Source organism: Streptomyces sp. CA-278952, from assembly GCF_028747205.1.
In the GTDB taxonomy this organism is placed as follows: Bacteria; Actinomycetota; Actinomycetes; order Streptomycetales; family Streptomycetaceae; genus Streptomyces.
In genome coordinates this window covers 6,883,490-6,903,999 of the sequence record NZ_CP112880.1, presented here as the reverse complement: position 1 = coordinate 6,903,999, position 20,510 = coordinate 6,883,490, and the positions used below count along the sequence as shown (strand labels likewise).

Annotated in this window: 20 protein-coding genes and 7 tRNA genes; 12 read left to right on the top strand and 15 right to left on the bottom strand. The window is 72.3% G+C overall.

Going from position 1 to position 20,510, the window contains the following annotated elements:
- Nucleotides 1-84 precede the first annotated feature (84 nt).
- Nucleotides 85-1,755: a hypothetical protein gene (locus N7925_RS30675; protein ID WP_265602724.1), complete on the top strand. Its 1,671-nt coding sequence runs from the start codon at nt 85-87 to the stop codon at nt 1,753-1,755.
- 56 nt (nt 1,756-1,811) lie between these two features.
- Here N7925_RS30675 and N7925_RS30670 read toward each other — a convergent pair whose 3' ends face one another.
- Nucleotides 1,812-2,387, bottom strand: coding sequence for an HIT family protein (locus N7925_RS30670; protein WP_265602723.1), 576 nt, complete (start codon nt 2,385-2,387; stop codon nt 1,812-1,814).
- Between the two features lie 66 nt (nt 2,388-2,453).
- Between N7925_RS30670 and N7925_RS30665 the strand changes: the two genes are divergently transcribed.
- On the top strand, nt 2,454-3,131 hold the full coding sequence (locus tag N7925_RS30665; protein ID WP_274345792.1) for a potassium channel family protein: 678 nt from the start codon (nt 2,454-2,456) through the stop codon (nt 3,129-3,131).
- Between the two features lie 29 nt (nt 3,132-3,160).
- Here the strand turns inward: N7925_RS30665 and thrS are convergent, their stop codons facing one another.
- From thrS to N7925_RS30650, 3 genes are all read right to left on the bottom strand, one after another.
- A complete protein-coding gene (gene thrS, locus N7925_RS30660) occupies nt 3,161-5,137 on the bottom strand; it encodes a threonine--tRNA ligase (RefSeq protein ID WP_274345791.1) in 1,977 nt (658 codons plus the stop codon).
- A gap of 99 nt (nt 5,138-5,236) precedes the next feature.
- Complete coding sequence (locus tag N7925_RS30655; RefSeq protein ID WP_274345790.1) at nt 5,237-6,490, bottom strand: hypothetical protein; 1,254 nt, start codon at nt 6,488-6,490, stop codon at nt 5,237-5,239.
- Nucleotides 6,490-7,086 carry a DUF4365 domain-containing protein gene (locus N7925_RS30650; RefSeq protein ID WP_265602719.1) on the bottom strand — a complete coding sequence of 199 codons (597 nt, stop codon included), beginning with the start codon at nt 7,084-7,086 and terminating at the stop codon, nt 6,490-6,492. The genes N7925_RS30655 and N7925_RS30650 overlap by 1 nt, the downstream gene beginning before the upstream one ends.
- A 227-nt stretch (nt 7,087-7,313) precedes the next feature.
- Here N7925_RS30650 and N7925_RS30645 point away from each other — a divergent pair, with 227 nt between their 5' ends.
- A complete protein-coding gene (locus N7925_RS30645) occupies nt 7,314-8,039 on the top strand; it encodes a 3'-5' exonuclease (protein ID WP_265602718.1) in 726 nt (241 codons plus the stop codon).
- Nucleotides 8,040-8,104: 65 nt separating this feature from the next.
- On the opposite strand, the gene N7925_RS30640 is transcribed toward N7925_RS30645, so the two are convergent.
- Nucleotides 8,105-8,176: transfer RNA gene (locus N7925_RS30640), tRNA-Val, on the bottom strand.
- A gap of 140 nt (nt 8,177-8,316) precedes the next feature.
- On the opposite strand from N7925_RS30640, the gene N7925_RS30635 reads away from it, so the two are divergent.
- The gene (locus N7925_RS30635) at nt 8,317-10,914 is read left to right on the top strand and encodes an SCO7613 C-terminal domain-containing membrane protein (protein ID WP_274345789.1); all 2,598 of its coding nucleotides are present in this window, start codon (nt 8,317-8,319) and stop codon (nt 10,912-10,914) included.
- Nucleotides 10,915-11,025: 111 nt separating this feature from the next.
- Here the strand turns inward: N7925_RS30635 and N7925_RS30630 are convergent.
- Nucleotides 11,026-11,097, bottom strand: a tRNA-Val gene (locus tag N7925_RS30630).
- A gap of 54 nt (nt 11,098-11,151) precedes the next feature.
- Entirely contained in the window at nt 11,152-11,607 is a 456-nt protein-coding gene (locus N7925_RS30625) for a TIGR02611 family protein (protein WP_265602716.1), read from the bottom strand.
- 190 nt (nt 11,608-11,797) lie between these two features.
- Between N7925_RS30625 and N7925_RS30620 the strand changes: the two genes are divergently transcribed.
- Together N7925_RS30620 and N7925_RS30615 are read left to right on the top strand one after the other, a co-directional pair.
- Nucleotides 11,798-12,211: an SsgA family sporulation/cell division regulator gene (locus N7925_RS30620; RefSeq protein ID WP_003959770.1), complete on the top strand. Its 414-nt coding sequence runs from the start codon at nt 11,798-11,800 to the stop codon at nt 12,209-12,211.
- Between the two features lie 269 nt (nt 12,212-12,480).
- The gene (locus N7925_RS30615; protein WP_265602715.1) at nt 12,481-13,077 is read left to right on the top strand and encodes a CGNR zinc finger domain-containing protein; all 597 of its coding nucleotides are present in this window, start codon (nt 12,481-12,483) and stop codon (nt 13,075-13,077) included.
- 36 nt (nt 13,078-13,113) lie between these two features.
- On the opposite strand, the gene N7925_RS30610 is transcribed toward N7925_RS30615, so the two are convergent.
- Both N7925_RS30610 and N7925_RS30605 read right to left on the bottom strand, forming a co-directional pair.
- Nucleotides 13,114-13,269 carry a hypothetical protein gene (locus N7925_RS30610; RefSeq protein WP_164494018.1) on the bottom strand — a complete coding sequence of 52 codons (156 nt, stop codon included), beginning with the start codon at nt 13,267-13,269 and terminating at the stop codon, nt 13,114-13,116.
- 167 nt (nt 13,270-13,436) lie between these two features.
- Complete coding sequence (locus tag N7925_RS30605; protein ID WP_274345781.1) at nt 13,437-13,910, bottom strand: hypothetical protein; 474 nt, start codon at nt 13,908-13,910, stop codon at nt 13,437-13,439.
- A gap of 331 nt (nt 13,911-14,241) precedes the next feature.
- On the opposite strand from N7925_RS30605, the gene N7925_RS30600 reads away from it, so the two are divergent.
- Entirely contained in the window at nt 14,242-14,760 is a 519-nt protein-coding gene (locus tag N7925_RS30600) for a DsbA family protein (protein WP_274345780.1), read from the top strand.
- Nucleotides 14,761-14,837: 77 nt separating this feature from the next.
- Here N7925_RS30600 and N7925_RS30595 read toward each other — a convergent pair whose 3' ends face one another.
- The 3 genes from N7925_RS30595 to N7925_RS30585 all read right to left on the bottom strand — a co-directional run bounded on the left by N7925_RS30595 (nt 14,838) and on the right by N7925_RS30585 (nt 17,629).
- The gene (locus N7925_RS30595) at nt 14,838-15,674 is read right to left on the bottom strand and encodes a GNAT family N-acetyltransferase (protein WP_274345779.1); all 837 of its coding nucleotides are present in this window, start codon (nt 15,672-15,674) and stop codon (nt 14,838-14,840) included.
- Nucleotides 15,675-15,752: 78 nt separating this feature from the next.
- On the bottom strand, nt 15,753-16,574 hold the full coding sequence (locus N7925_RS30590) for an aminotransferase class IV (RefSeq protein ID WP_274345778.1): 822 nt from the start codon (nt 16,572-16,574) through the stop codon (nt 15,753-15,755).
- Nucleotides 16,571-17,629: a chorismate-binding protein gene (locus tag N7925_RS30585; RefSeq protein ID WP_274345777.1), complete on the bottom strand. Its 1,059-nt coding sequence runs from the start codon at nt 17,627-17,629 to the stop codon at nt 16,571-16,573. Before N7925_RS30585 ends, N7925_RS30590 begins: the two co-directional genes overlap by 4 nt.
- A 146-nt stretch (nt 17,630-17,775) precedes the next feature.
- Between N7925_RS30585 and N7925_RS30580 the strand changes: the two genes are divergently transcribed.
- The 5 genes from N7925_RS30580 to N7925_RS30560 all read left to right on the top strand — a co-directional run bounded on the left by N7925_RS30580 (nt 17,776) and on the right by N7925_RS30560 (nt 18,248).
- Nucleotides 17,776-17,848 (top strand) — tRNA-Gly (locus N7925_RS30580).
- A 38-nt stretch (nt 17,849-17,886) separates the two neighbouring features.
- A tRNA-Cys gene (locus N7925_RS30575) sits at nt 17,887-17,960 on the top strand.
- Nucleotide 17,961: 1 nt separating this feature from the next.
- Nucleotides 17,962-18,033, top strand: a tRNA-Val gene (locus N7925_RS30570).
- A gap of 36 nt (nt 18,034-18,069) precedes the next feature.
- Nucleotides 18,070-18,141: transfer RNA gene (locus N7925_RS30565), tRNA-Val, on the top strand.
- A 32-nt stretch (nt 18,142-18,173) separates the two neighbouring features.
- Nucleotides 18,174-18,248, top strand: a tRNA-Val gene (locus tag N7925_RS30560).
- A gap of 118 nt (nt 18,249-18,366) precedes the next feature.
- On the opposite strand, the gene N7925_RS30555 is transcribed toward N7925_RS30560, so the two are convergent.
- From N7925_RS30555 to N7925_RS30545, 3 genes are all read right to left on the bottom strand, one after another.
- Nucleotides 18,367-18,696 (bottom strand): TFIIB-type zinc ribbon-containing protein, encoded by a 330-nt coding sequence (locus tag N7925_RS30555; RefSeq protein WP_265602709.1) that lies wholly within the window; start codon nt 18,694-18,696, stop codon nt 18,367-18,369.
- A 65-nt stretch (nt 18,697-18,761) separates the two neighbouring features.
- Complete coding sequence (locus N7925_RS30550; RefSeq protein ID WP_265602708.1) at nt 18,762-19,742, bottom strand: phosphotransferase family protein; 981 nt, start codon at nt 19,740-19,742, stop codon at nt 18,762-18,764.
- A 339-nt stretch (nt 19,743-20,081) separates the two neighbouring features.
- Nucleotides 20,082-20,288 carry a hypothetical protein gene (locus tag N7925_RS30545; protein ID WP_018959421.1) on the bottom strand — a complete coding sequence of 69 codons (207 nt, stop codon included), beginning with the start codon at nt 20,286-20,288 and terminating at the stop codon, nt 20,082-20,084.
- Nucleotides 20,289-20,510: the final 222 nt, after the last annotated feature.

Here is a 20,510-nt window from a genome sequence, read left to right as displayed (position 1 = left end):
GCTGTGGTCGCAGCTCAGAAGGTATGCCGCGTACGGTAGTTGGGCACACCGCAGGAGCAGACGTGCGGCGAGTGGGGGCGACAGGTGGCCAACGACGGATTCGACTTCTCACCCGGGGCCCAGATCCCGATCCAGGGCTCGGGCGGCCAGACCGTGGCGACCAACGCCCTGGCCTCGGCGGCGTATCGGGACAGTCCGGTGGAGACGATCCTCGACGCCAACAGTGAGTGGCACAAATCGGTGGTGAAGCCGGGCTCCTCGAAACTCTTCAAGTCCGACTACTTCAAGCCGAATCTGGGCGAGGCGTTCGCCCGTGCCGTCCAGGAGCGGATGCTCGGCGGCGCCCGCAAGGCGCTCATCCAGTCCTTCGGCACGGACCCGCAGACCGTGGTGGAGCACTGCCTGTCGGCGAACAACCTGCGCAAGGCCCGTGACACCCGGCTCACCCTGGTGACCGTGGTGTTCGGCGTCCTGTTCCTGCCCGGCATGCTGGCCTGGGTAATCGCCTTCCGGGTCCGGGACGCGCTCAACAAGTCCAAGGACACGGCGTTCCGCGCGGTCGGCACGGTCCTCCTGGCCGCCTTCGGGATCGGCGCGCTGGTCCTGATGGTCAAGCTCCCCCTGGACGGGCTGCTCGCGCTCTACGTCCGGGGCGCGCTCATCGCCCCGGTGATCGGCTGGCTGATCGCCAAGCGGATCGCGGAGACCTCGGCCAAGGACATGCGGGCCCGCTGGGAAGGCCTGCTCTCCGGCGCCGGGGTGATCGCGAAGATCCCCGAGGCGGTGCCGAAGAACCCCAACGAGACCGCCCGCGAGGCCCTCCGCCAGGGCCTGGAGAAGCTGTCGGCCGAGCAGCAGTCGAACGCCGTCTTCTACGCCGGTCCCAAGGGCGTTCTCGGGATGGGCACCCGCTGGGGCAGCTGGCAGCTGGCCGAGGAACTGCTCCCCAAGGACCCGACGAGGGAGATCCACCAGTTCCGCAGCTGGGACCTGATCCGGATCATCCACGACCAGCTGAAGATGCTGGAGCGCGGACCGCTGAACACCGGCGGCTTCCCGAAACCGTCCGTGAAGCACTGGATCGTCTCGCCCATCGGGGAGAACGCCGACTCCGTCACCCGCCCGGCGGGCGAGGACGTCGCCACCTTCCAGGTGAAGCCCCACGAGATACAGCGGATCTGCAATCATCAGCAGTTCGGCAGCGGTGACCGGCACTACCTGGGCGTCCAGTTCACCCTGTGGGACGGCCAGCTGGTGATCACCATGATGATCACCGTCACCGTGCTCCACGAGACCCTGCGCATCGAGGTCACGGGCCATGCGCTGGGGCCGGTGCACGGCCTGTTCCTCTCCAAGCCGGCGGCGAAGACGAAGACCGTCAACAAGACCGTCCGCTTCTGGGAGACCCGGGACGTCCAGCTGGCGCTGGTGGACGCCAAGGAGGTCGTCCGGCTCGCCCTGCGGGCCCCGCTCACCTGGTATCCGCCGCTGCTGGACTACCTGGGCGGGAAGATAGTGCTGCCCGAGCCGTTCGGGCTGCGGCACGCGTGGGCGGCCAAGCCGTGGAACCACCGCTTCATGGCGGACGACGCGATGCGCGCCGCCACCCCGGTGCTGCGGGCCGTGCACACGGCGGCGATGCGCGTCCTCGCGGAGAACGGCGTCGACACGGAGCGCTTCGACAACCGCTCGATGATACTGAGCGGCCTCGTCCAGGACCCGGCCCCGCGCAAGGCCGATGTCTACGACGCGTAGCAGCGCAACGGGAGAGGGGGAGGCCCGGCCGGGCCTCCCCCTCTCACCTACCGCGCTCAGCGGGCAGGCAGCTCGCCCTGCGGCCAGGCGTCGGCCAGCATCGCCCGGGTGTCGCCCAGCAGCTGGGGCAGCACCCTGGTGTGGCCGATGACGGGCATGAAGTTGGCGTCCCCACCCCAGCGCGGTACCAGATGCTGGTGCAGATGCGCGGCGATCCCGGCGCCGGCCACGGAGCCCTGGTTCATGCCGATGTTGAAGCCGTGCGCCCCGGAGGCCGCCCGCAGCGCGACCATCGCCCGCTTGGTGAAGTCCGCCAGCTCCGCCGTCTCCGGGCCGTCCAGTTCGGTGTAGTCGGCCACATGACGGTAGGGGACGACCATGAGGTGACCACCGTTGTACGGGTACAGGTTCAGCACCGCGTAGACGTGCTCGCCGCGCGCCACGAGGAGCCCGTCCTCATCGGATTTCGCGGGGATCGAACAGAACGGACAACCGTCCTCGGCGCCCGGGCCGCTCGGCTTGTTCTCGCCCTGGATGTACGCCATCCGGTGGGGAGTCCACAGGCGCTGGAATGCGTCGGGCGTCCCCACGCCGATCTGCTGCTCCGGCTCACTCGTCATGCCGATCAGCATATTGCGTCACCACGGCGGAGCGTGTCGCCGGGGCCGCACCGCCCGGCCGCCCGCGATGCTGAGGCGATGAGCGACCGACCCGCCCCCGAGCCACCCGCCCGGCTGACCCGCTGGGAGCGGCGCATGGAGGTTCCGCTCTTCGCCGCGGGACTGCTCTTCCTGACCGGATACGCGGTCCGGGTGCTGACCCCGCACGACGACGGGCCCTGGAACGACCTCGCCCTGGCCCTCGTCTGGTCGACCTGGCTGCTGTTCCTCGTGGACTACGGGGCGCGGCTGCGGCTCAGCGGACTGGGCGCGCGCTTCCCGCGCACACACTGGCTCGACACCCTGGTCCTGCTGCTGCCCCTGCTGCGCCCGCTGCGCATGGTGAAGGTGTACACGGCGGTGCAGCAACGCCGCGACCGCCCGCGGCTCGGTCTGTACGCGCGAGTGATCTCGTACGCGGGCCTGACCGCCGCCCTGCTCGGCTTCGCCGCCTCGCTCGCGGTCTACCACCTGGAGCACACGGCTCCCGGCGCCTCGATCCGCACGTTCGGCGACGCGGTGTGGTGGGCGTGCGCGACGCTCACGACCGTCGGTTACGGGGACGCCGCACCGGTCACGTTCTGGGGCCGGACGGTCGCGGCGGGGCTGATGGCCGGCGGCCTGGCGCTGCTGGGTGCGGTCACGGGGTCGTTCTCGTCGTGGCTGATCCAGGTGTTCACCCGGGAGGACGAGAGACGGCCCCCGGAGCGCGGTTGACGCTCCGAGGGCCGTTCCTGCGTGACGGATCAGACCTGTGCGCGGTCCTCGACGGCCTTCGCGATCTTGGCGAGGGCCTCGTCGACCGGGATGCCGTTCTCCTGCGAACCGTCGCGGTAGCGGAAGGAGACGGCGCCGTTGGCCATGTCCTCATCACCAGCGATGATCATGAAGGGCACCTTGGCCTTCTGCTGGTTGCGGATCTTCTTCTGCATCCGGTCCGAGGACGCGTCCACGTCCACCCGCAGCCCCTGCTTGCGCGCCTTGGCGGCGAACTCCTGGAGGTAGGGAATGTGGGCGTCGCCGATCGGGATGCCGACCGCCTGGACCGGCGCGAGCCAGACCGGGAAGGCGCCGGCGTAGTGCTCCAGGAGCACGGCGAAGAAACGCTCGATGGAGCCGAACAGGGCACGGTGGATCATGACCGGGCGCTGCTTGGAGCCGTCGGGCCCGGTGTACTCCAGGTCGAAGCGCTCGGGCAGGTTGAAGTCGAGCTGCACGGTCGACATCTGCCAGGTACGGCCGATGGCGTCCTTGCACTGCACGGAGATCTTCGGGCCGTAGAACGCGGCGCCGCCCGGGTCCGGGACCAGGGGCAGGCCCTGCTTCTCGGCGACCTGACGCAGCGTCTCGGTGGCCTCTTCCCAGGTCTCGTCGGAGCCGACGTACTTCTCCGGGTCCTTGGTGGAGAGCTCCAGGTAGAAGTCGGTGAGCCCGTAGTCGCGGAGCAGGTTCAGCACGAAGGTGAGCGTGCGGTCGAGCTCCTCGGCCATCTGCTCCTTGGTGCAGTAGATGTGCGCGTCGTCCTGCGTGAAGCCGCGCGAGCGGGTCAGGCCGTGCACGACGCCCGACTTCTCGTACCGGTACACGGTGCCGAACTCGAAGAGGCGCAGCGGCAGTTCGCGGTACGAGCGGCCCCTCGCGTCGAAGATCAGGTTGTGCATCGGGCAGTTCATCGGCTTGAGGTAGTAGTCCACCCCGTCGTCGAGCTGCATGGGCGGGTACATGCCGTCGGCGTACCAGTCCAGGTGGCCGGACTTCTCGAAGAGCTTGCCCTTGGTGGCGTGCGGGCTGTAGACGAACTCGTAGCCCTCCTCCTCGTGACGGCGGCGCGAGTAGTCCTCCATGGCCCGGCGGATGACGCCGCCCTTGGGGTGGAAGACCGCGAGGCCGGGGCCGATCTCGTCGGGGAAGGAGAAGAGGTCCAGCTCGTTGCCGAGCTTGCGGTGGTCGCGCTTGGCGGCCTCCTCCAGGAACTCCAGGTGCGCCTTGAGCTCGTCCTTGGTCGGCCAGGCGGTGCCGTAGATGCGCTGGAGCATCGGGTTCTTCTCGCTGCCGCGCCAGTAGGCAGCGGCGTTGCGCATCAGCTTGAACGCCGGGATGAACCGGGTGGTGGGCAGGTGCGGACCCCGGCAGAGGTCCTTCCAGCACAGGTCGCCGGTCTTCGGGTCGAGGTTGTCGTAGATGGTCAGCTCGCCGCCGCCCACCTCGACGTCCGCGCCGTCGTCCGAGGAGGCGGAACCCTTGATGCCGATGAGCTCCAGCTTGTACGGCTCGTCGGCCAGCTCCTCGCGGGCGGCCTCGTCGGAGACCACGCGGCGGGAGAACTTCTGGCCCCGCTTCTGGATCTCCTGCATCTTCTTCTCGATGGCCTTGAGGTCCTCGGGCGTGAACGGCTTCTCGACGTCGAAGTCGTAGTAGAAGCCGTCCTTGACCGGCGGGCCGATGCCGAGCTTGGCGTCGGGGAAGAGCTCCTGCACGGCCTGGGCCATGACGTGCGCGGTGGAGTGGCGCAGGATGTTCAGGCCGTCCTCGGAGGAGATCTCCACCGGCTCGACGGACTCGCCGTCCTGGAGCTCGTAGGAGAGGTCCTTCAGCTCGCCGCCGATGCGCGCGGCGACGACGGTGCGCTGACCGGGGAAGAGCTCGCCGGCCGTCGTGCCCGTCGTCACCACGTGCTCTTCCCGCTCGGAATCGCGTTGGATGATCACACGGACGTCTGACACCGGTCTCTCCTGACTGAGGGGGCGCCTGCCTTCACATGGCCAAGCACTGCGAATCGTACCGAGCCGTACGCCCCCGACGCGAACGCCTTCCGGGCAGCGCTACCCCTCCTCCCCCGCGCACGCCTCCTCGAAGAAGTCCACGTTCTCCTGGAGGGCCTTCATCAGCCGGTCCCGTTCGGCCTCGTCGACCTGGACGGGCGCGACCTGACAGGCCCCGGTGAGCCGCCGGAAGCCGCCCCGGTTCTCCAGCCGCCCTTCCACCCGGAGCGGCAGTCCGACCAGGTGGGCGTGGCCCGCGATGCGGTACGCCTCCTCGTCCAGCTCCACGCGGACGTGCGCGACCTCGGCCCCGGCCAGTACCCGCAGCCGTACGATTCCGGCGCCGCGCGGCCCCGAGCGGCGCAGCCGGACCACCGCGCCGGTCAGCCGCACCTGCACGGCGGGTTCGTCGCGGAGGTAGCGGGCTCCGGCGGCGCGCAGGGCGGGCAGGTCGCCCGGGGAGAACTCGACGGGCGCGGGGCGGGCCGGGCAGCCGTCCGGGGTGCCTGCGGCGGGCGCCCACCGCAGGTCGATCCGGGCCCCCTCGGAGCCGCGCACCAGGGCGATCAGCGCCTCGGTCAGCTCCCGGCCGACGCCCGCCGCGACCGCGCTGTCGAAGGCCTCCATGCCGCCGGTGGCCCGCTGGTAGTCCACCGCCTCGCGGGTGGCGTGCAGGGCGTGGCAGAGCCGCACCGCGACGGCGCGGCCGGAGGCGACGGGGACGTACGCGGTGAGGCTCCGGCCGTCGGCTCCGGGCCCGATCAGGGCGTCGTCCAGGGCGGCGCGCGCTTTCCGGCGGTGCCGGGCCCCGTGGTAGCCGGCCCGGCCGCGGGCCGCGAGGGCTCCGGCCATGAGGACCTGCCGGGCGGCCGAGCGCAGCTCCTCCGCCTCGGTCCAGCCCGAGGCGCCCGCGGCTCCGGCCGCCGTCTCGGGGACCTCGCGCCACCAGCGGATCTCGTCGCTGGGCAGGGTGAGGGAGAGGAGGATGTCGCGGGCGGAGGGGGCGGCGCTGCGGCCGAGGGCGAGCAGGGCCTCCTCGATCAGCTCCCCGCTGTCGGGGAAGCCCGCGCTCTCGGGCACCAGGAGGCTGGTCGTCCCGGCGGCGGATCCGGGTGGGGTCCAGCGGCCGTAGCGTCCCGGTGCTCCCCCGCGCCGCTGCCAGCCGTGCCGGCGCAGGAGGGCCCCGAGGACGGCGGGGTCGGGGCGTTCCTCACCGGTCCCGGCGAGGGGCGGGGGCCCGGGGCGGGCGGTGGGATGCGAGCGGGCGGCGGGCAGTCCCGCTCCCCCCGTGGGCTCGTCCATCGACCGGTGCATCAGGGTCTCCCTCCGGCCCCGACCCGGGCCATGATGTCGCAGAGTGCGCGGTCGTCGAAGATCCGTGAGGTCGGGATGCGCACAGTGGTCCGGTGCCGGCCCGTCACCGCGTGGCCGGCCAGGTTGGTCCAGTAGCAGCAGTGGCGCAGGTCGAGGCCCCCGGGCCCGGCGCGCAGCCAGTCGTCCTGGCTGCGGGGGACGATCATCACGACCAGGATCTTGTGCACCGACACCGGGCTGCGGGCGAGCTTGACGAGGTGGGCGTTGTCGAGCGTGAAGGAGAACGCCCCGCCCGCCGGGTGCGGCGGTATCTGGTAGGTGCATTTGAGCTGCACCTTGATGGTCACTTCGTCGTCGACGGTGTGGGCCGGGGCGCCGTGGCTGACGTGCCAGTCGATGCCGTTGTCGGGGAAGGGCTGGGACAGGGAGCATCCCGCCGCCGCCGCGACGGCGTGCAGGTAGCCCACCTGAAGGGTCTCCATGCAGGCGGTGGTGGCGAGGGAGCCGCGCAGCGGCGCGTCGAGCTGCTGCGGCGGCCGGGGCCCGGGGGCCTCGGCGCGGGCGGTTCCCCCGGGGTCGGGCTGCGCGAGCGCCATGGCTCCGTGTGCCTTCCGGGCGTGCCGATCGATGGCAGGTGGTCTGCCGGCGGGGAGTGGTGGGCTGGACGGATCGACGGACGCCGGAGGCAACTCCCCGGCGTCTCACCTGTGTTGTCACCGCATCGGACCGCCCGCAAACGGCGTATCAGGCAAACAGCCCGGGTATCACCGATATCGGGCGGAGGAAACATTCCATCTGCCGTGCGGGTGCGAGGAGTTCGGGGATGATGCACTGGTTCGAGGGGCCGCTGGCCGCTTTTGACACGGAGACAACAGGCGTGGACGTTGAGCGGGACCGGATCGTTTCGGCCGCTCTCGTCGCGCAGGACACCGCGGGCGGTCGCGTCCGCGTCACGCGCTGGCTGGTCAATCCGGGGGTTCCGGTCCCGCCGGGGGCGACCGCGATCCACGGTCTGACCGACGATCACCTTCAGCGCAACGGGCGTTGGCCCGCCCCGGTGATGGACGAGATAGCCCGGGCCCTGGCGGAGAGCTGCGCGACCGGGCGGCCGCTGGTCGTGATGAACGCCCCCTTCGATCTGACGCTGCTGGACCGGGAGCTGAGACGGCACCGGGCGTCGTCGCTGGCCGGCTATCTGGACGGTGTGCCGATGCGCGTCGTGGATCCGCGGGTGCTGGACAAGCACCTGGACCGCTACCGCAAGGGCCGTCGTACGCTCACGGATCTGTGCGCGAGTTACGAGGTGGTGCTCGACGGCGCCCATGACGCGGCGGCCGACGCGACGGCCTCGCTGGAGCTGGTACGGGCGGTGTGCCGGCGCTTCTCGGCCCGGCTGGAGCGGCTGTCGCCGTCCGAGCTGCACGCCTTGCAGGCGACCTGGCACGCGGCCCAGGCGCGTGGCCTGGAGGCGTGGTTCGCGAAGAGCGGGACGCCGGAGACGGTGGATCCGGCGTGGCCGCTGCGCCCGGAACTGCCCGCGGCGGCGTGAGGGGTTCGAGGTGTGGGACATGCGAAAGCCGGTCCGCGTGATGCTGGCGGACCGGCTTTCCCCGGTGGGCGATACTGGGTTCGAACCAGTGACCTCTTCGGTGTGAACGAAGCGCTCTCCCACTGAGCTAATCGCCCGGGAACGGGTTGAACCATACAGGGCTTCGAGGGCTTCGTTCAAACTCCTTCCGGTCGGGCTCTACTCAGGGCGCCGCGGCCGGGAAGTGAGTATCCGAGCGCATGTACGGGCCGGGGGGGCCGGGCCCACACTCCCGTACATGGAACACGTGCCCCCGCCCGCCGAGGAACTGGCCCTCCTCGACCGAGAACTGGCCGAGCTGGACGCCCGCAGGGCCCAGCTGCTGACCCGGCGCACCTGGCTGCTCGCCGCGCTGCGGCCGCCCGCGCCGACGGCCGCCCCGGGCTGGGGAGCGCCTTCCGGCGCCCCCGCGCAGCCGTGGGGCTATGTGCCGAAGCAGCCGTCCGCCCCGCGCGGCGCGCAGAACGTCCTGCTGACGCTGGGCGGTCTGCTGCTGACGGTCGCGGCCGTCGCGTTCACCCTGGTGAGCTGGGGCTCGATGGGGATCGGCGGCCGGTCGGCCGTGCTGGCCGCGGTGACCCTGGGGGCGCTGATCGCCCCGGCGGTGCTGCTGCGGCGGGGGCTGGTGGCCACCGCCGAGGCGCTGGCCGCCCTGGCCCTGGTGCTGACGCTGCTGGACGTCTACGCGGTCCACGCGGTGGCCGCGCCGGACACCGACGGGCTCGGCTTCACGGCGGTCGCGGCGGCGGTGCTCGCGGCGCTGTGGACGGCGTACGGGCTGGCGCTGGGCACGCTGCGCCTGCCGTTGCCGGCCGCCGTGGTGCTGGCGCAGTGGCCGCTGCTGTTCTGGACCTGGGCCGCGGGCGCTCCGGCGCTGGTGGTCGGGTGGGCACTGCTGGCGACCGCGGTGCTGGACGGAGCGATCGCCCTGTGGGGCAAGGGCGCCGGGGTGCGGGTCACGGCGTGCGTCGGGGGATCGGCGATGGGGTTCTCGGCCCTGATGGTGGGCCTGGCGCTTTCCACGACGGCCTCCGGGCCGCTCGGGGCGGCGGCTCCGGGCGCGTTGCTGCTGGCAGCGGCTGCGGCGGCTCTGGCCGGGGCATGGCGCGCACCGCAAGGTTTCGCACGGGTGGGCGGGGTGGTGGCGGGCCTCGCGGCGGTGGCCGCGGTGGGCGGCGCGCCGGCCGCCGCGCTGCCGGACGGCTGGCGGGTGCTCGCGTATCTGCTGTGCGGCCTCGCCCTGACCGGGGTCGTACGGGCGGGGGTGCCGAGGGACGCAGCACGCGGGGTGCTGGCCGCGTCGGGGGTGGTGGTGGCCGGTGCCCTGGTGTGGGCGCTGCCGCCGCTCGCGGCGGTGCTGCTGGGCCCGGGGACGCTGCTGTCGGACGTGTGGGCGGGGTCGCCGGAGGGCTTCCGCTCCGCGCTGGGGTCGACGCTGCCGTGGTCGGAGCTGGCCGCGGCCCCGGTGGTGCTCGCGCTGGTGGCCGGGCTGCTGGGGGCGGCGTACCGGTGGTGGCCGTCGGTCGTGCGGATCACGGCGCCGTTGGCCGCGCCGCGGACGGCGGACACCGGCACGCCGGGAGCGGGAGTACCGGGAGCTCCGGGAGCGGCCGGGGCCGCAGCGCCTTGGCCCGGCTGGTCCGGCTGGCCCGCCTGGTCCGGTCCTGGGGCCGGTGCTCGCAAGCGGCCTTCCGGGGCGGCCCTGCGCGGGGCCGCCGGCGCGGGGGCGGCAGCTCTCGGCTGGGGCGCGATCCTGCTGTCCGGGGCGCTGCTGGACGTGCCCTACGCGCTCGCGGTGGCCGGGGAGACGGCTCTGGTGGGCGGTCTGCTCGCTCTGGCGGTCCGGAGCGCCGGGAGCGGCCGGGGCGCGACGGCGGTGCCGGTGTGCGCCCTGGTGACGGCGGTGGCCGGAGCGGTGAGCGTCGGAGTGCTGTCACTGGCGTCCGAGGGGGCCTCCTACGCGGTGTTCGGCGCGCTGGCGGCGCTGTTCGCCGGGGCGGCGGTCCGGGCGGGAGCAGAGGTGCCGCGTGCGGTGTTCGCGGTCGCCTCGGTGGTCTGGGGCACCGTGCTCACGGGGCTGGCGGGCCGGTCGCTGGGCCTCGCCCCGCAGGAGACCGCGCCGCTGGTGCTCGTGGTGCCCGCGCTGACGGTGCTGCTCGGGGCACGGCTGCGGCGGAACCCGGTGGCGCTGCCGGTGGAGCTGACGGGCGCGCTGGGCGCGCTGATCGCGGTGGGGCTCGCGGTGTCCGACGCGCCGTTCCTGGCCCTGGTGCTGGCGTTGTGCGGGGTGCTGGCCGCGGGGGCTGCGGTGCGGCCGGAGCGGCGGCCCGTGGCGGGTTACCTGGCGGCAGCGCTGTTCGTGCTGGCCACGTGGGTGCGGCTGGCGGCCTCGGAGGTGTCGTTCCCGGAGGCGTACACGCTGCCGGTGACCGTGCCCGCGCTGATGGTCGGTGTGCTGCGGCGGCGCCGGGACCCGGAGGCCTCGTCGTGGACGGCGTACGGGCCGGGGCTCGCGGCGACGCTGCTGCCGAGCATGGCGGTCGCCTGGACCGACACGGACTGGCTCCGGCCGTTGCTGCTGGGGGTGGCGGCGCTGGTGATCACCCTGCTCGGCGCGCGCTACCGCCTCCAGGCGCTGCTGCTGCTCGGTGGGGTCGTGCTGGCACTGGACGGGCTGCACGAGCTGGCCCCGTACGTGGTGCAGGTCGCGGGCGCCCTCCCCCGCTGGCTGCCGCCGGCCCTGGCCGGGCTGTTGTTGCTGGTGGTGGGAGCGACGTACGAGCAGCGGCTGCGCGACGCCCGTCGGCTCAGGGAGGCGCTGGGGCGGATGCGGTGAGCAACACCCGGTCCGGGATCACGCTGGTCACAGCGGCTCCGGGACCGGGCCCCGGCGGGCAACGCAGAGGGCCCGGGAGACGGATTCCGTCTCCCGGGCCCTCTGTCCGGGTGGGCGATACTGGGTTCGAACCAGTGACCTCTTCGGTGTGAACGAAGCGCTCTCCCACTGAGCTAATCGCCCGGGCGCACCGCAAACATTACCCCATGTCAGCGGTGCTCCTGGACCGTCCCCGGGCTACTCGCTGATCTTCCACGGCATGGTGAGCCCGAACTTCCAGACGTAGATTCCGGCCAGCACCGCCATGATCACGAGCCCGAGCGTGGTGAGGATGATGTTGCGTCGCCGGACCTTGGGATCGAGGGCCCGCTGCGCCGCCTCGGTGACCTTGCGCTTGGTCCAGCGCAGCACCAATTGGGCCCAGACGAACTCGGTCGCCCAGATCGCCATACCGCCGAAGATCACCAGCCAGCCGGGGCCCGGCAGCACCAGCATGAGCACGCCCGCGATCACCACGCCGAGACCGACGATGAAGACGCCGACCTGCCAGCTCAGATGGAGCGCTTTCGACGCCTTGATGAAACCCGGCGCCCGCGAGCCCAGCTCACGCTCCACCCGGTCCGATTCCCCCGTGGCGGGTGCCGGGGCCGCCTGGTCGGCGACCTCGCTCCGCTCGTCACTCTCCGCGTTCATGAAGCTCAACTTACCCGACCTGTCCTCGTCACTGGAATGGGCGCATAACTCAAAGTTACACGCCGCTGAGCGAGGGACCCGAAGCATCACAAATGGGTCAGAGGGGTTTACAACGCCACCGTAGGTGGCATGTCGATTTCGCCGACGTGCGAATCCCCGAGCGCACACTGAGCGAAAGGCCCTGGCGCTTATGAACACCACGGTCAGCTGCGAGCTGCACCTGCGCCTCGTTGTGTCGAGCGAGTCCTCACTGCCTGTACCCGCGGGCCTGCGGTATGACACGGCCGATCCCTATGCCGTGCACGCCACCTTCCACACCGGAGCGGAGGAGACGGTCGAATGGGTATTCGCCCGCGACCTCCTTGCCGAAGGGCTGCACCGGCCCACCGGCACCGGAGACGTCCGCGTCTGGCCATCTCGTAGTCACGGTCAAGGCGTCGTATGCATCGCCCTGAGCTCTCCAGAGGGAGAAGCCCTGCTCGAAGCCCCGGCGCGAGCCCTGGAGTCGTTCCTGAAGAGGACCGACGCCGCGGTTCCGCCCGGCACCGAGCATCGTCACTTCGATCTCGACACGGAGCTCTCCCACATCCTGGCCGAGAGCTGAGCCAGGCAGAGAGCCGCTCTACGCCGTCCGACTCGGGGCGACGGCGTCGTGCTGACAACCGCATAGGGCAGACACCGGCGCCGTCGTCGCGGAAACCACCGCGACGACGGCGCCGGCGCGCCCGGGCGCACCGGCTCCTCCTCCCAGGGGCGGAGGGGTCCGTTCCACTCCCCGCCGGGCCCGCACCGGGCCCGGCACCGGCGGGCCGAGCCAGTAGAGTCAGCCGCCATCGGCAGGCGCCCGCCCGCCGGAAGGCCAGGGAGCGAAGCGTGCTGATCCCTCACGACACCCGGATCGCCCTCGACACGGTGGTCGATCTGGTGAACACCGCACCGGAGAACGAGCCGCCGCGGGACGACCCCAGGGGCGGACTCGCGGACGGGCCCCAGGACGGCCTCGGCGATATCGCCGCGCTGTACGCCTTCGCGGAGCGGCATCTCATCAGCGGGGTCGGCGCGCTCGGCGAGAAGGACCTGACCGCCGTGCGCGACGTCCGGGCCCGTTTCGCCGAGGTCTTCGCGGCGCCGGACCCCCGCGCCGCCGCCGACCTGGTCAACCGGCTCGTCGCGGCGGCCGGGACCACCCCGCAGCTCACGGACCACGACGGCTACGACTGGCACGTGCACTACTTCGCCCCGGACGCCTCGATCGCCGACCATCTCGCGGCCGACTGCGGCATGGCACTTGCCTTCATCATCGTGGCGGGCGAGCAGGAGCGGCTGCGGCGCTGCGAGGCCCCGGACTGCGGGCACGCGTTCGTCGACCTGTCGCGCAACCGCTCCCGCCGCTACTGCTCCAGCCGTACGTGCGGGAACCGGCTCCACGTCGCGGCGTACCGGGCCCGGCGCAAGGAAGCCGCGGGCTGAAGCCCGGGCCGCGCCCCCGCACGGTGGCGCGAGGCGTCACAGCACGAAGAGATCGTGCAGGGCGGCCATCAGCAGCAGGCCCCCGATCACCGTCAGGAAGATCATCAGGGGCGGCTGGGAGAGCGCGAAGAGACAGCCGCGGGGCTCTTCGGCGGGGGGTGCGGGGGCATCGCCCCGGGAAGTGTCCACCATCTCGGGGTGATCATGACGCACCCGCGGCCGGGTTGGCGATCAACCGGGGTCATTGCCCCGGGAGTTCACCGTCCCGTGGCCATCGATAATCGCTCCCGCGTACGGGGAGCCGTCAGGCATTCGGGCCGGTGGCGCGAGTGCCCGCGCCCGCAGGACCGTCCGCCGTCTCAGATGCCGTGCTTCTTGAGGATCGCCTCGATGTCGCTGAAGTCGTCGCCGGGCGCGGTGGCCTCCTGCTTCTTCTTCGGCTGCGGCGTCGGCTTCGCGGACGCTGCCGCGGGTCCCGCCGTACCGCCCGCGCCGAGCGAGGGAGCGGAGGCGGCCGGGGCCACCGCCTCGTTCCGTCCGGCCGCCCGCGCGGCCTTGCGTTCCGCGCGGGTGGTGCCGCTGCGGCGCTCGATGGCGCGGGTGGTCATGAACAGCAGCCAGGAGAGGCCGAGCACTCCGAAGCCGAGCCAGACGCTCGGCTTGAAGGCGATCCCGGCGACCCACTCGACGACCCCGGTCAGCACGAGCCCGACGGGGACGAGGGAGTAGGCGGCGATCCTCGTGGCCGTGAGGAACCGCTTGCGGTACGCGGTCACCGCGGCGATGCCGAGGCCGGCCGCCGACACCGCGGAACAGATGGTCTCGGCAAGCATCAGGGCCTCCAGGCGCAGGGGATACGTCCCTTCCATCCTGCACCGGCGACCGCCGTCGGGGCCACGTTGGCCGTCCACCTCAGGGACATTTCAGGGCCGGACTCCTCCCCGGGGGGTGGCCAAGGGCTGTCCCGTCATCCCTGCTGAATCAGCGCGCGGCGTCAGTATGCGGTGCATCGCAAGGCGGAGGGACGTCCGCATACTGGATGTATGGGGATGTTCCGACAACGCGGCGAGGCGCCGTAGCTGTCGTGGTGCGCCCGCCAGGGATGACGGGGCAGCCCTCAGGTCCCGGTTGGGTCGCGCCCGCCCGGCCTGAAAGACTGGGCGCATGAGCGATTCCTCCCCCGCGGCACCGGTCGTCCTCGACCTCTGGTGCGATCTCGAATGCCCCGACTGCCACCGAGCCCTCGACGACGTGCACGCCCTGCGCGCCCGGTACGGGGACCGCGTCGAGATCCGGCTGCGCCACTTCCCGCTGGACAAGCACAAGCACGCCTACGCCGCGGCCCAGGCCGCCGAGGAGGCGACGGACCAGGGCAAGGGCTGGCCGTACATCGAGGCGCTGCTGTCCCGCACCGCCGACCTCGGCCGCACGGGCGAGCCGGTGCTGCTCGCCGTGGCACGGGAACTGGGCCTGGACGCCGAGGAGTTCGACACCGCGCTGATCGACGGCCGGCACCTGCTGATCGTCGACGCCGACCAGGCGGAGGGCAAGGCGATCGGCGTCACCGGCACGCCCACCTATGTGATCGGCGACGAGCGGCTGGACGGCGGCAAGAGCCAGGACGGGCTGCGCGAGCGGATCGAGGAGATCGTCGACGGCGTCCTGGCCGCACGGGACCGGTAGCGGTCAGCGGCGGCCACTGGTAGCGGGCAGACAAGACCGGTAACGGGCAGACAAGGCCGGTAGCGGCCGGGGAGCGGCTACAGCGCCTTGGCCAGGTTGTAGCGCGTCGTCGCGTAGCCGAGGGACTCGTACAGCCGCAGGGCCGGCGTGTTGGAGGCGAAGACGTGCAGGCCGAGCCGGTCCCCGCCCCAGGTGCGGGTGAGGTCCTCGGCGAGCAGCATCAGGGACCTGCCGTGGCCCCGGCCCCGGTGCTCCGCACGCACCTCGACGTCGAAGACGAACCCGGCGTCGCCACCGGGCGGCAGCTCCCGGCGGGCCACCCACACATGGCCGACGACCTCGCCCGCGTGCACCAGCACCTCGAAACACACCCCGGCGGTCGCCAGTCCGTCCGGCAGGAGGGTGGCGTGGTCGGCCTCGGACTTGAGCCTGGCCTGTTCGGGCGGCACGCCCCGGTCGACCCAGTCCTGTGCGTACGTGAGCACCGTGTCCTGCCGCCAGGCGGCGAACTCCTCGTCGCCCATCGCGCGCGAGGTGAGGCCCGCGGGAAGCGGGACGGTGTCCGGGCCGAGGTCCTTGGCCATGTTGCGGCTGCGTTCGGTGTAGCCGAGGGCGGCCGCGAGGCGGCGGGCCGGGTCGTTGTCGGCGGGGACCTCCACCCGCACCCGGGTGCAGCCCCACCCCCGCAGCACCTCTTCGGCGGCGAGCACGGCGATGGTGCCCCGGCCGCGTCTGCGCCGGGGCTCCTCAACGCTGAGCGAGCGCAGCACCCCGGCGGTCGCGCCGAACGCGTCGTCCGTGCTGATCGCGACGGCGCCGACGGGCCGCCCGTTGTCGCACACGTCGTACTGGCGGGCCCGCGCGCCGTCGGCGCCCTGCTGAAGCGGCCCGGACGGCCGGAGTGTCGTGGTCATCAAGGGTTTGTATCCCCTGCGCGAGGCCCCGTCACGCTCTTTTCGGGGCCGCCGGGGCTGTGGGGCCGCCCGGGCCCGTTACGGGTCGAGGTCGTCGCCGGCCCGCTCGGCGAAGATCCGCATGGCCTTCGCCGTCACCGGTCCGATCTCCTGGGCCAGCTCGCGATCGTCCAGTCGGTGCACGGCCTGGATGTCGCGGAGCGTCGAGGTCAGGAACACCTCGTCGGCCTCGGCGAGGACATCCATCGGAAGGTCGGTCTCCTCGGCCCCGGTCCACTCCACGGCCAGCGCGCGGGTGATCCCGGCGAGGCAGCCGGAGGTCACCGGCGGGGTGTGGACGCGGCCGTCCAGGACGACGAACACGTTGGAGCCGGTGCCTTCGCAGAGGCGGTCCGCGGTGTTGGGGAACAGCGCCTCCGACGCGCCCCGTTCCCGGGCCCGTGCCAGGGCGACGACGTTCTCGGCGTACGAGGTGGTCTTCAGGCCGGCGAGCGCGCCGCGTTCGTTGCGCGTCCAGGGAACAGTAATCACCGCTGTGCTGTCCGGGCGGCGCTTCACCCCGTCGAGGGCGACGACGAGGCTCGGCCCGTCGGTGCCCCGGTCCGAGCCGAGCGGGGACAGCCCGCCGGTGTAGGTGATCCGCAGGCGTCCCAGGGCGACGGGGTTGGCGTCGATGACCGCTGCGGCGGCGCGGCGGATCTCGTCGTGGTCCGGCTCGGGCAGACCCAGGCCCCGGGCGGACCGGGTGAGGCGGTCGAGGTGCCGGGTCAGCGCGAAGGGGCGCCCCTCGCTCGTGCGCACCGTCTCGAAGATGCCGTCGCCCACGGTCAGCCCGTGGTCGAGCACCGACAGCCGGGCGTCGTCGGCGTCCCGCAGTCCGCCGTTGACCCAGATCCTCATAGCGCGGTCCTTCCTGTCTCCGGATACGCGCCCGACGCTACAGCGAGCAGCCGGGCGGCCTTGAGTTCGGTCTCGTCCCATTCGCGATCCGGGTCGGATCCCCAGGTGATCCCGGCCCCGGTCCCGAACCGCAGCAGCGGCGCGGGACCGGTCCGGTCGATCCAGAACGTCCGTATCCCGACGGCGAGCGAGGCCGTACCCCGGTCGGCGTCGACCCAGCCGATCGCACCGCAGTACGGCCCGCGCGGGGCCCGCTCCAGCTCGGCGATGATCCGCAGCGCGCTGGACTTCGGCGCCCCGGTGACCGAGCCGGGCGGGAAGGCCGCCGAGAACAGCGCGGGCCAGCCCACACCGTCGGCCAGTCGGCCCCGGACGGTCGAGACGAGGTGGACGAGACCCGGGTGCTTCTCGACGACGCAGAGATCGGGCACGCTCACGCTTCCGGTGGCGCAGACCCGGCCCAGGTCGTTGCGTACCAGGTCCACGATCATCACGTTCTCCGCGTGGTCCTTGGCCAGCAGGTCGTCCTCGGTCCGGCCGGTGCCCTTGATCGGCCCGGACTCCACGGTCCGCCCGTCGCGCCGGAGGAAGAGTTCCGGCGACGCCGTGGAGACCTCCACGCCGTGGCCCGGCAACCGGATCGTTCCCGCGTACGGGGCGGGGTTGCCGCGGGCGAGCAGGGAGGTCAGGGCATCGACGTCGGCGTCGGCTCCGCCGCCGGGGAGCGGTGCGGACAGTACCCGGCAGAGGTTGGCCTGGTAGACGTCGCCCGCCGCGATATGTTCACGGATCCGCCGTACGCCCGCCGTGTAGGCGTCACGGTCCAGCGAGGAGGTCCAGTCCTCGGTGGCGGGACCGCGCCATGCTCCGGGCACGGGAGGGGGCACTGCCTCCTTGCGCACATCCGAGAAGCGGGCGCAGACGATACGCCCCTCGAAATCGGCACATACCGCCCAGAAACCGGATGAGTCGAGAGCCGCGGGATCGTGGGTCACATCCCGCAGACCGGAGGCGATGAGGCCGTCGAAACGGGCCAAGGGGGCGAGGTCGGGCACGCGACTGAGTCTAGGACGGTGCGCGGTGACCTGCGCCGGGGCGAGGTCACCGCAGCACGCTGCACAAACGCGTTTTTGTGCTGGCCCAGGAATCCGCTAGAGTTCAACACGTCGCCGGGACGCGCAAGCGGGCCGGACAAGGACAAGCGGACGTAGCTCAGTTGGTAGAGCGCAACCTTGCCAAGGTTGAGGTCGCCAGTTCGAACCTGGTCGTCCGCTCGCAGAAGGTGGGGGATTCTTCCCGAGCCCCCATCCCTGGTGGAGTGGCCGAGAGGCGAGGCAACGGCCTGCAAAGCCGTCTACACGGGTTCAAATCCCGTCTCCACCTCCAAGGACGATTAGCTCAGCGGGAGAGCGCTTCCCTGACACGGAAGAGGTCACTGGTTCAATCCCAGTATCGTCCACTGGTCCGCAAGGATCATCGGTCCGCAAGGATCCCCGCGCGATTAGCTCAGCGGGAGAGCGCTTCCCTGACACGGAAGAGGTCACTGGTTCAATCCCAGTATCGCGCACGCAGTAACAAGCAACACGCAGGTTCGCCCCTGCGCGATTAGCTCAGCGGGAGAGCGCTTCCCTGACACGGAAGAGGTCACTGGTTCAATCCCAGTATCGCGCACCACCGAGAACCCCCGGTCGTCTCCACGACCGGGGGTTCTTTCGTCGTACGGTCCGTCCGTCCGCCTCCGTGCCCCGGTGGCACGGTGGCCAGCCGGGGCACGGGGGGCCGATCAGAACGATCAGGACGAGAACAGCATCCGGCCGAAGCCCTTCTGGCGGTGGTGGCCGTAGTGCCCGCCGTGTCCACCGTGCTGCGGCGCACCCCAGGCGGGGGCGTGGGCGGCGGGCGCGGCCGGGTAGGCCTGCGGGGCGGGGGGCGCGGCCGGGTAGGCCTGCGGGGCGGGGGCCGCGGGCGGGGCCTGCTGGGACCACTGGGACTCCAGGCGGGTGAGCGACTCCAGCTCGCCGTAGTCCAGGAATATGCCCCGGCAACCGCTGCACTGCTCGATCTGGACGCCGTTGCGGTTGTACGTGTTCATCTGCGCGTGACACTTCGGACACTGCATCATCGGCTCGGCTCCTCGCCCTCGTTGTGCCGTCGCCGGAATGTCTGCCCGGCGGCGGTCCGTTCACCCTACGACGCGTGGTCGGCGGCCAACTCGGGCGGCAACGTAGCGATTCGGGCACAGGATTCGATCATCAGCTGTTCGAGCTCGTCCGGATCCCGTTGCTCCGCGGCGCACTTGGCCAGAGCGAGCGCCGCCGTCTGCACCGTCAGCGCGCGGGCCGGGACGTCCAGTGCGGGCCAGGGGTCCCCGTCGGCGGGCACCGCCGGTCCCCCGGCGGACCGGTAGGCGTCCAGGAAGGCGGACCAGTCCTCGGAGGCCAGGAGTCCGGCCGCGTACCAGGCGGCGGGCCGGCCGAGGTCCCAGGCCGGATCGCCCGCCCCCGCGTCGTCCACGTCGATGAGCAGCCAGGGCCCGTCCGGAGCGGGGTGGCGTACGAGCTGGCCGAGGTGGAGGTCCCCGTGGCACAGGAAGCCGGCCCTCCGGGCGGGTGCCGGGGCCTCGCCCCGGGCCCAGGCGGGCAGGGACCGCCACCCGGCCAGCACGGGCAGGACGGCCGGGTCGCCGGGAAGGGCGGCGGACATCCTGGCGACGGCCCGCGCGGCCTTGGCCGGTCCGCGCATCGGCGGGAGCCGGAACGGTGGCTCCGTCCGGTGGAGGCGGGCGAGCAGCACCGCGGCCTCGGCCCAGGGGGCCGCGTCGGGGTCGGTGGGGTCGACGGGCGCGCCGAGCGGCCACAGGGTGACCGGACGCGGGGCGGGAGCGGAGTGCCCGGAGGGCTCCGGGTGTCCCGGGACGGTGAGCGGCGGGAGCAGGATTCCGGTGAGCTGCGGGGCGGCGGCCAGGGCGATACGGGCCGCCAGCGCCTCGCGGTCGGTGTCGGCCGCGTGGGCCTTCGCGACGATCGCGCCGCTGCGGACGACCGTGCCGTCGGGCCGGTCCGCGAGGACCTGCGGCGGCTCGCACACGCAACGCGCCCCGGCGGGGTGGGAGAGACCGTGCGCGAGGGTGCCCAGGTCATGGACGACTGAGGTCTGAGTGGTGGTCAACGGCTCCCCCGGCGGCGGTCGGCCCGGCCGTGGCACCGGCCCCGCCGTGAGCGTAACGCGCGAGCCCGCCCGGGGGCCGACCCGGTCCGGAAGCCGCTGCCCGGGCCGGAGCTCCGTGGGACACACCCCTTCGGGGCTGGAGCGCCGGAACACGTCCCGGGGTGGTTGGTGCTGTGTGCGTCGGCCCGGCGGAGAAACACAGACGGGCCCGGACAGCGCGATGCCCGGTCAGCTCCCCAGCTGACCGGACAAACGCTGCCGTCCGCCGCACCCCCGTCCCCACGGGGCTGTTGGCCGGATGTGCGGGTCCGGACCGCTCTTCCGGACCCCGGGCGCCGCTCAGCGCCCCAGCATCACCGCCACGGACGACGCCTGTGTGACCACCGCTTCCCAGCCGCCGAAGACGACCGCGAGCAGGGCCGCCAGGGGAAGGACCATCGCCGTCGCCACCAAGGGGTGACGGGTGCCGGACGAACGGGTGCCGAACGCGGCGTACGCCCTGCGTCCCTGCGTACGGACCATGGTCCGTGTTGCCGTGTCCGACATGGTTCCTCTCCTGACCTGATGGGGAGCGGCGGGCGTGTGACCTCGGGGGACGAGTGCTGCGCCCGCCGCTTGACCTCAACTTTAGGTAACCGGCGAGCACAGGGCGTCATGCCCGCGTACCTAATCCCGGGCCTCCCGGAGGATGAGCCGTGGTCGACCGGCGTACTCCCCTGGGTGGAGACGGACCACCGGAGGTTGGGGTCATCCCGGAGGGGACGCCCG

Coding starts and splice junctions, on each gene's coding strand:
- N7925_RS30555 (WP_265602709.1), bottom strand. CDS start 18,696: ATGATGCAGTGTCCGAAGTGTCACGCGCAGATGAACACGTACAACCGC.
- N7925_RS30665 (WP_274345792.1), top strand. CDS start 2,454: ATGAGCGACCGACCCGCCCCCGAGCCACCCGCCCGGCTGACCCGCTGG.
- N7925_RS30655 (WP_274345790.1), bottom strand. CDS start 6,490: ATGCACCGGTCGATGGACGAGCCCACGGGGGGAGCGGGACTGCCCGCC.
- N7925_RS30670 (WP_265602723.1), bottom strand. CDS start 2,387: ATGCTGATCGGCATGACGAGTGAGCCGGAGCAGCAGATCGGCGTGGGG.
- N7925_RS30545 (WP_018959421.1), bottom strand. CDS start 20,288: ATGTCGGACACGGCAACACGGACCATGGTCCGTACGCAGGGACGCAGG.
- N7925_RS30595 (WP_274345779.1), bottom strand. CDS start 15,674: ATGACCACGACACTCCGGCCGTCCGGGCCGCTTCAGCAGGGCGCCGAC.
- N7925_RS30635 (WP_274345789.1), top strand. CDS start 8,317: ATGGAACACGTGCCCCCGCCCGCCGAGGAACTGGCCCTCCTCGACCGA.
- N7925_RS30645 (WP_265602718.1), top strand. CDS start 7,314: ATGATGCACTGGTTCGAGGGGCCGCTGGCCGCTTTTGACACGGAGACA.
- N7925_RS30600 (WP_274345780.1), top strand. CDS start 14,242: ATGAGCGATTCCTCCCCCGCGGCACCGGTCGTCCTCGACCTCTGGTGC.
- N7925_RS30605 (WP_274345781.1), bottom strand. CDS start 13,910: ATGCTTGCCGAGACCATCTGTTCCGCGGTGTCGGCGGCCGGCCTCGGC.
- N7925_RS30650 (WP_265602719.1), bottom strand. CDS start 7,086: ATGGCGCTCGCGCAGCCCGACCCCGGGGGAACCGCCCGCGCCGAGGCC.
- N7925_RS30590 (WP_274345778.1), bottom strand. CDS start 16,574: ATGAGGATCTGGGTCAACGGCGGACTGCGGGACGCCGACGACGCCCGG.
- N7925_RS30610 (WP_164494018.1), bottom strand. CDS start 13,269: ATGGTGGACACTTCCCGGGGCGATGCCCCCGCACCCCCCGCCGAAGAG.
- N7925_RS30620 (WP_003959770.1), top strand. CDS start 11,798: ATGAACACCACGGTCAGCTGCGAGCTGCACCTGCGCCTCGTTGTGTCG.
- N7925_RS30625 (WP_265602716.1), bottom strand. CDS start 11,607: ATGAACGCGGAGAGTGACGAGCGGAGCGAGGTCGCCGACCAGGCGGCC.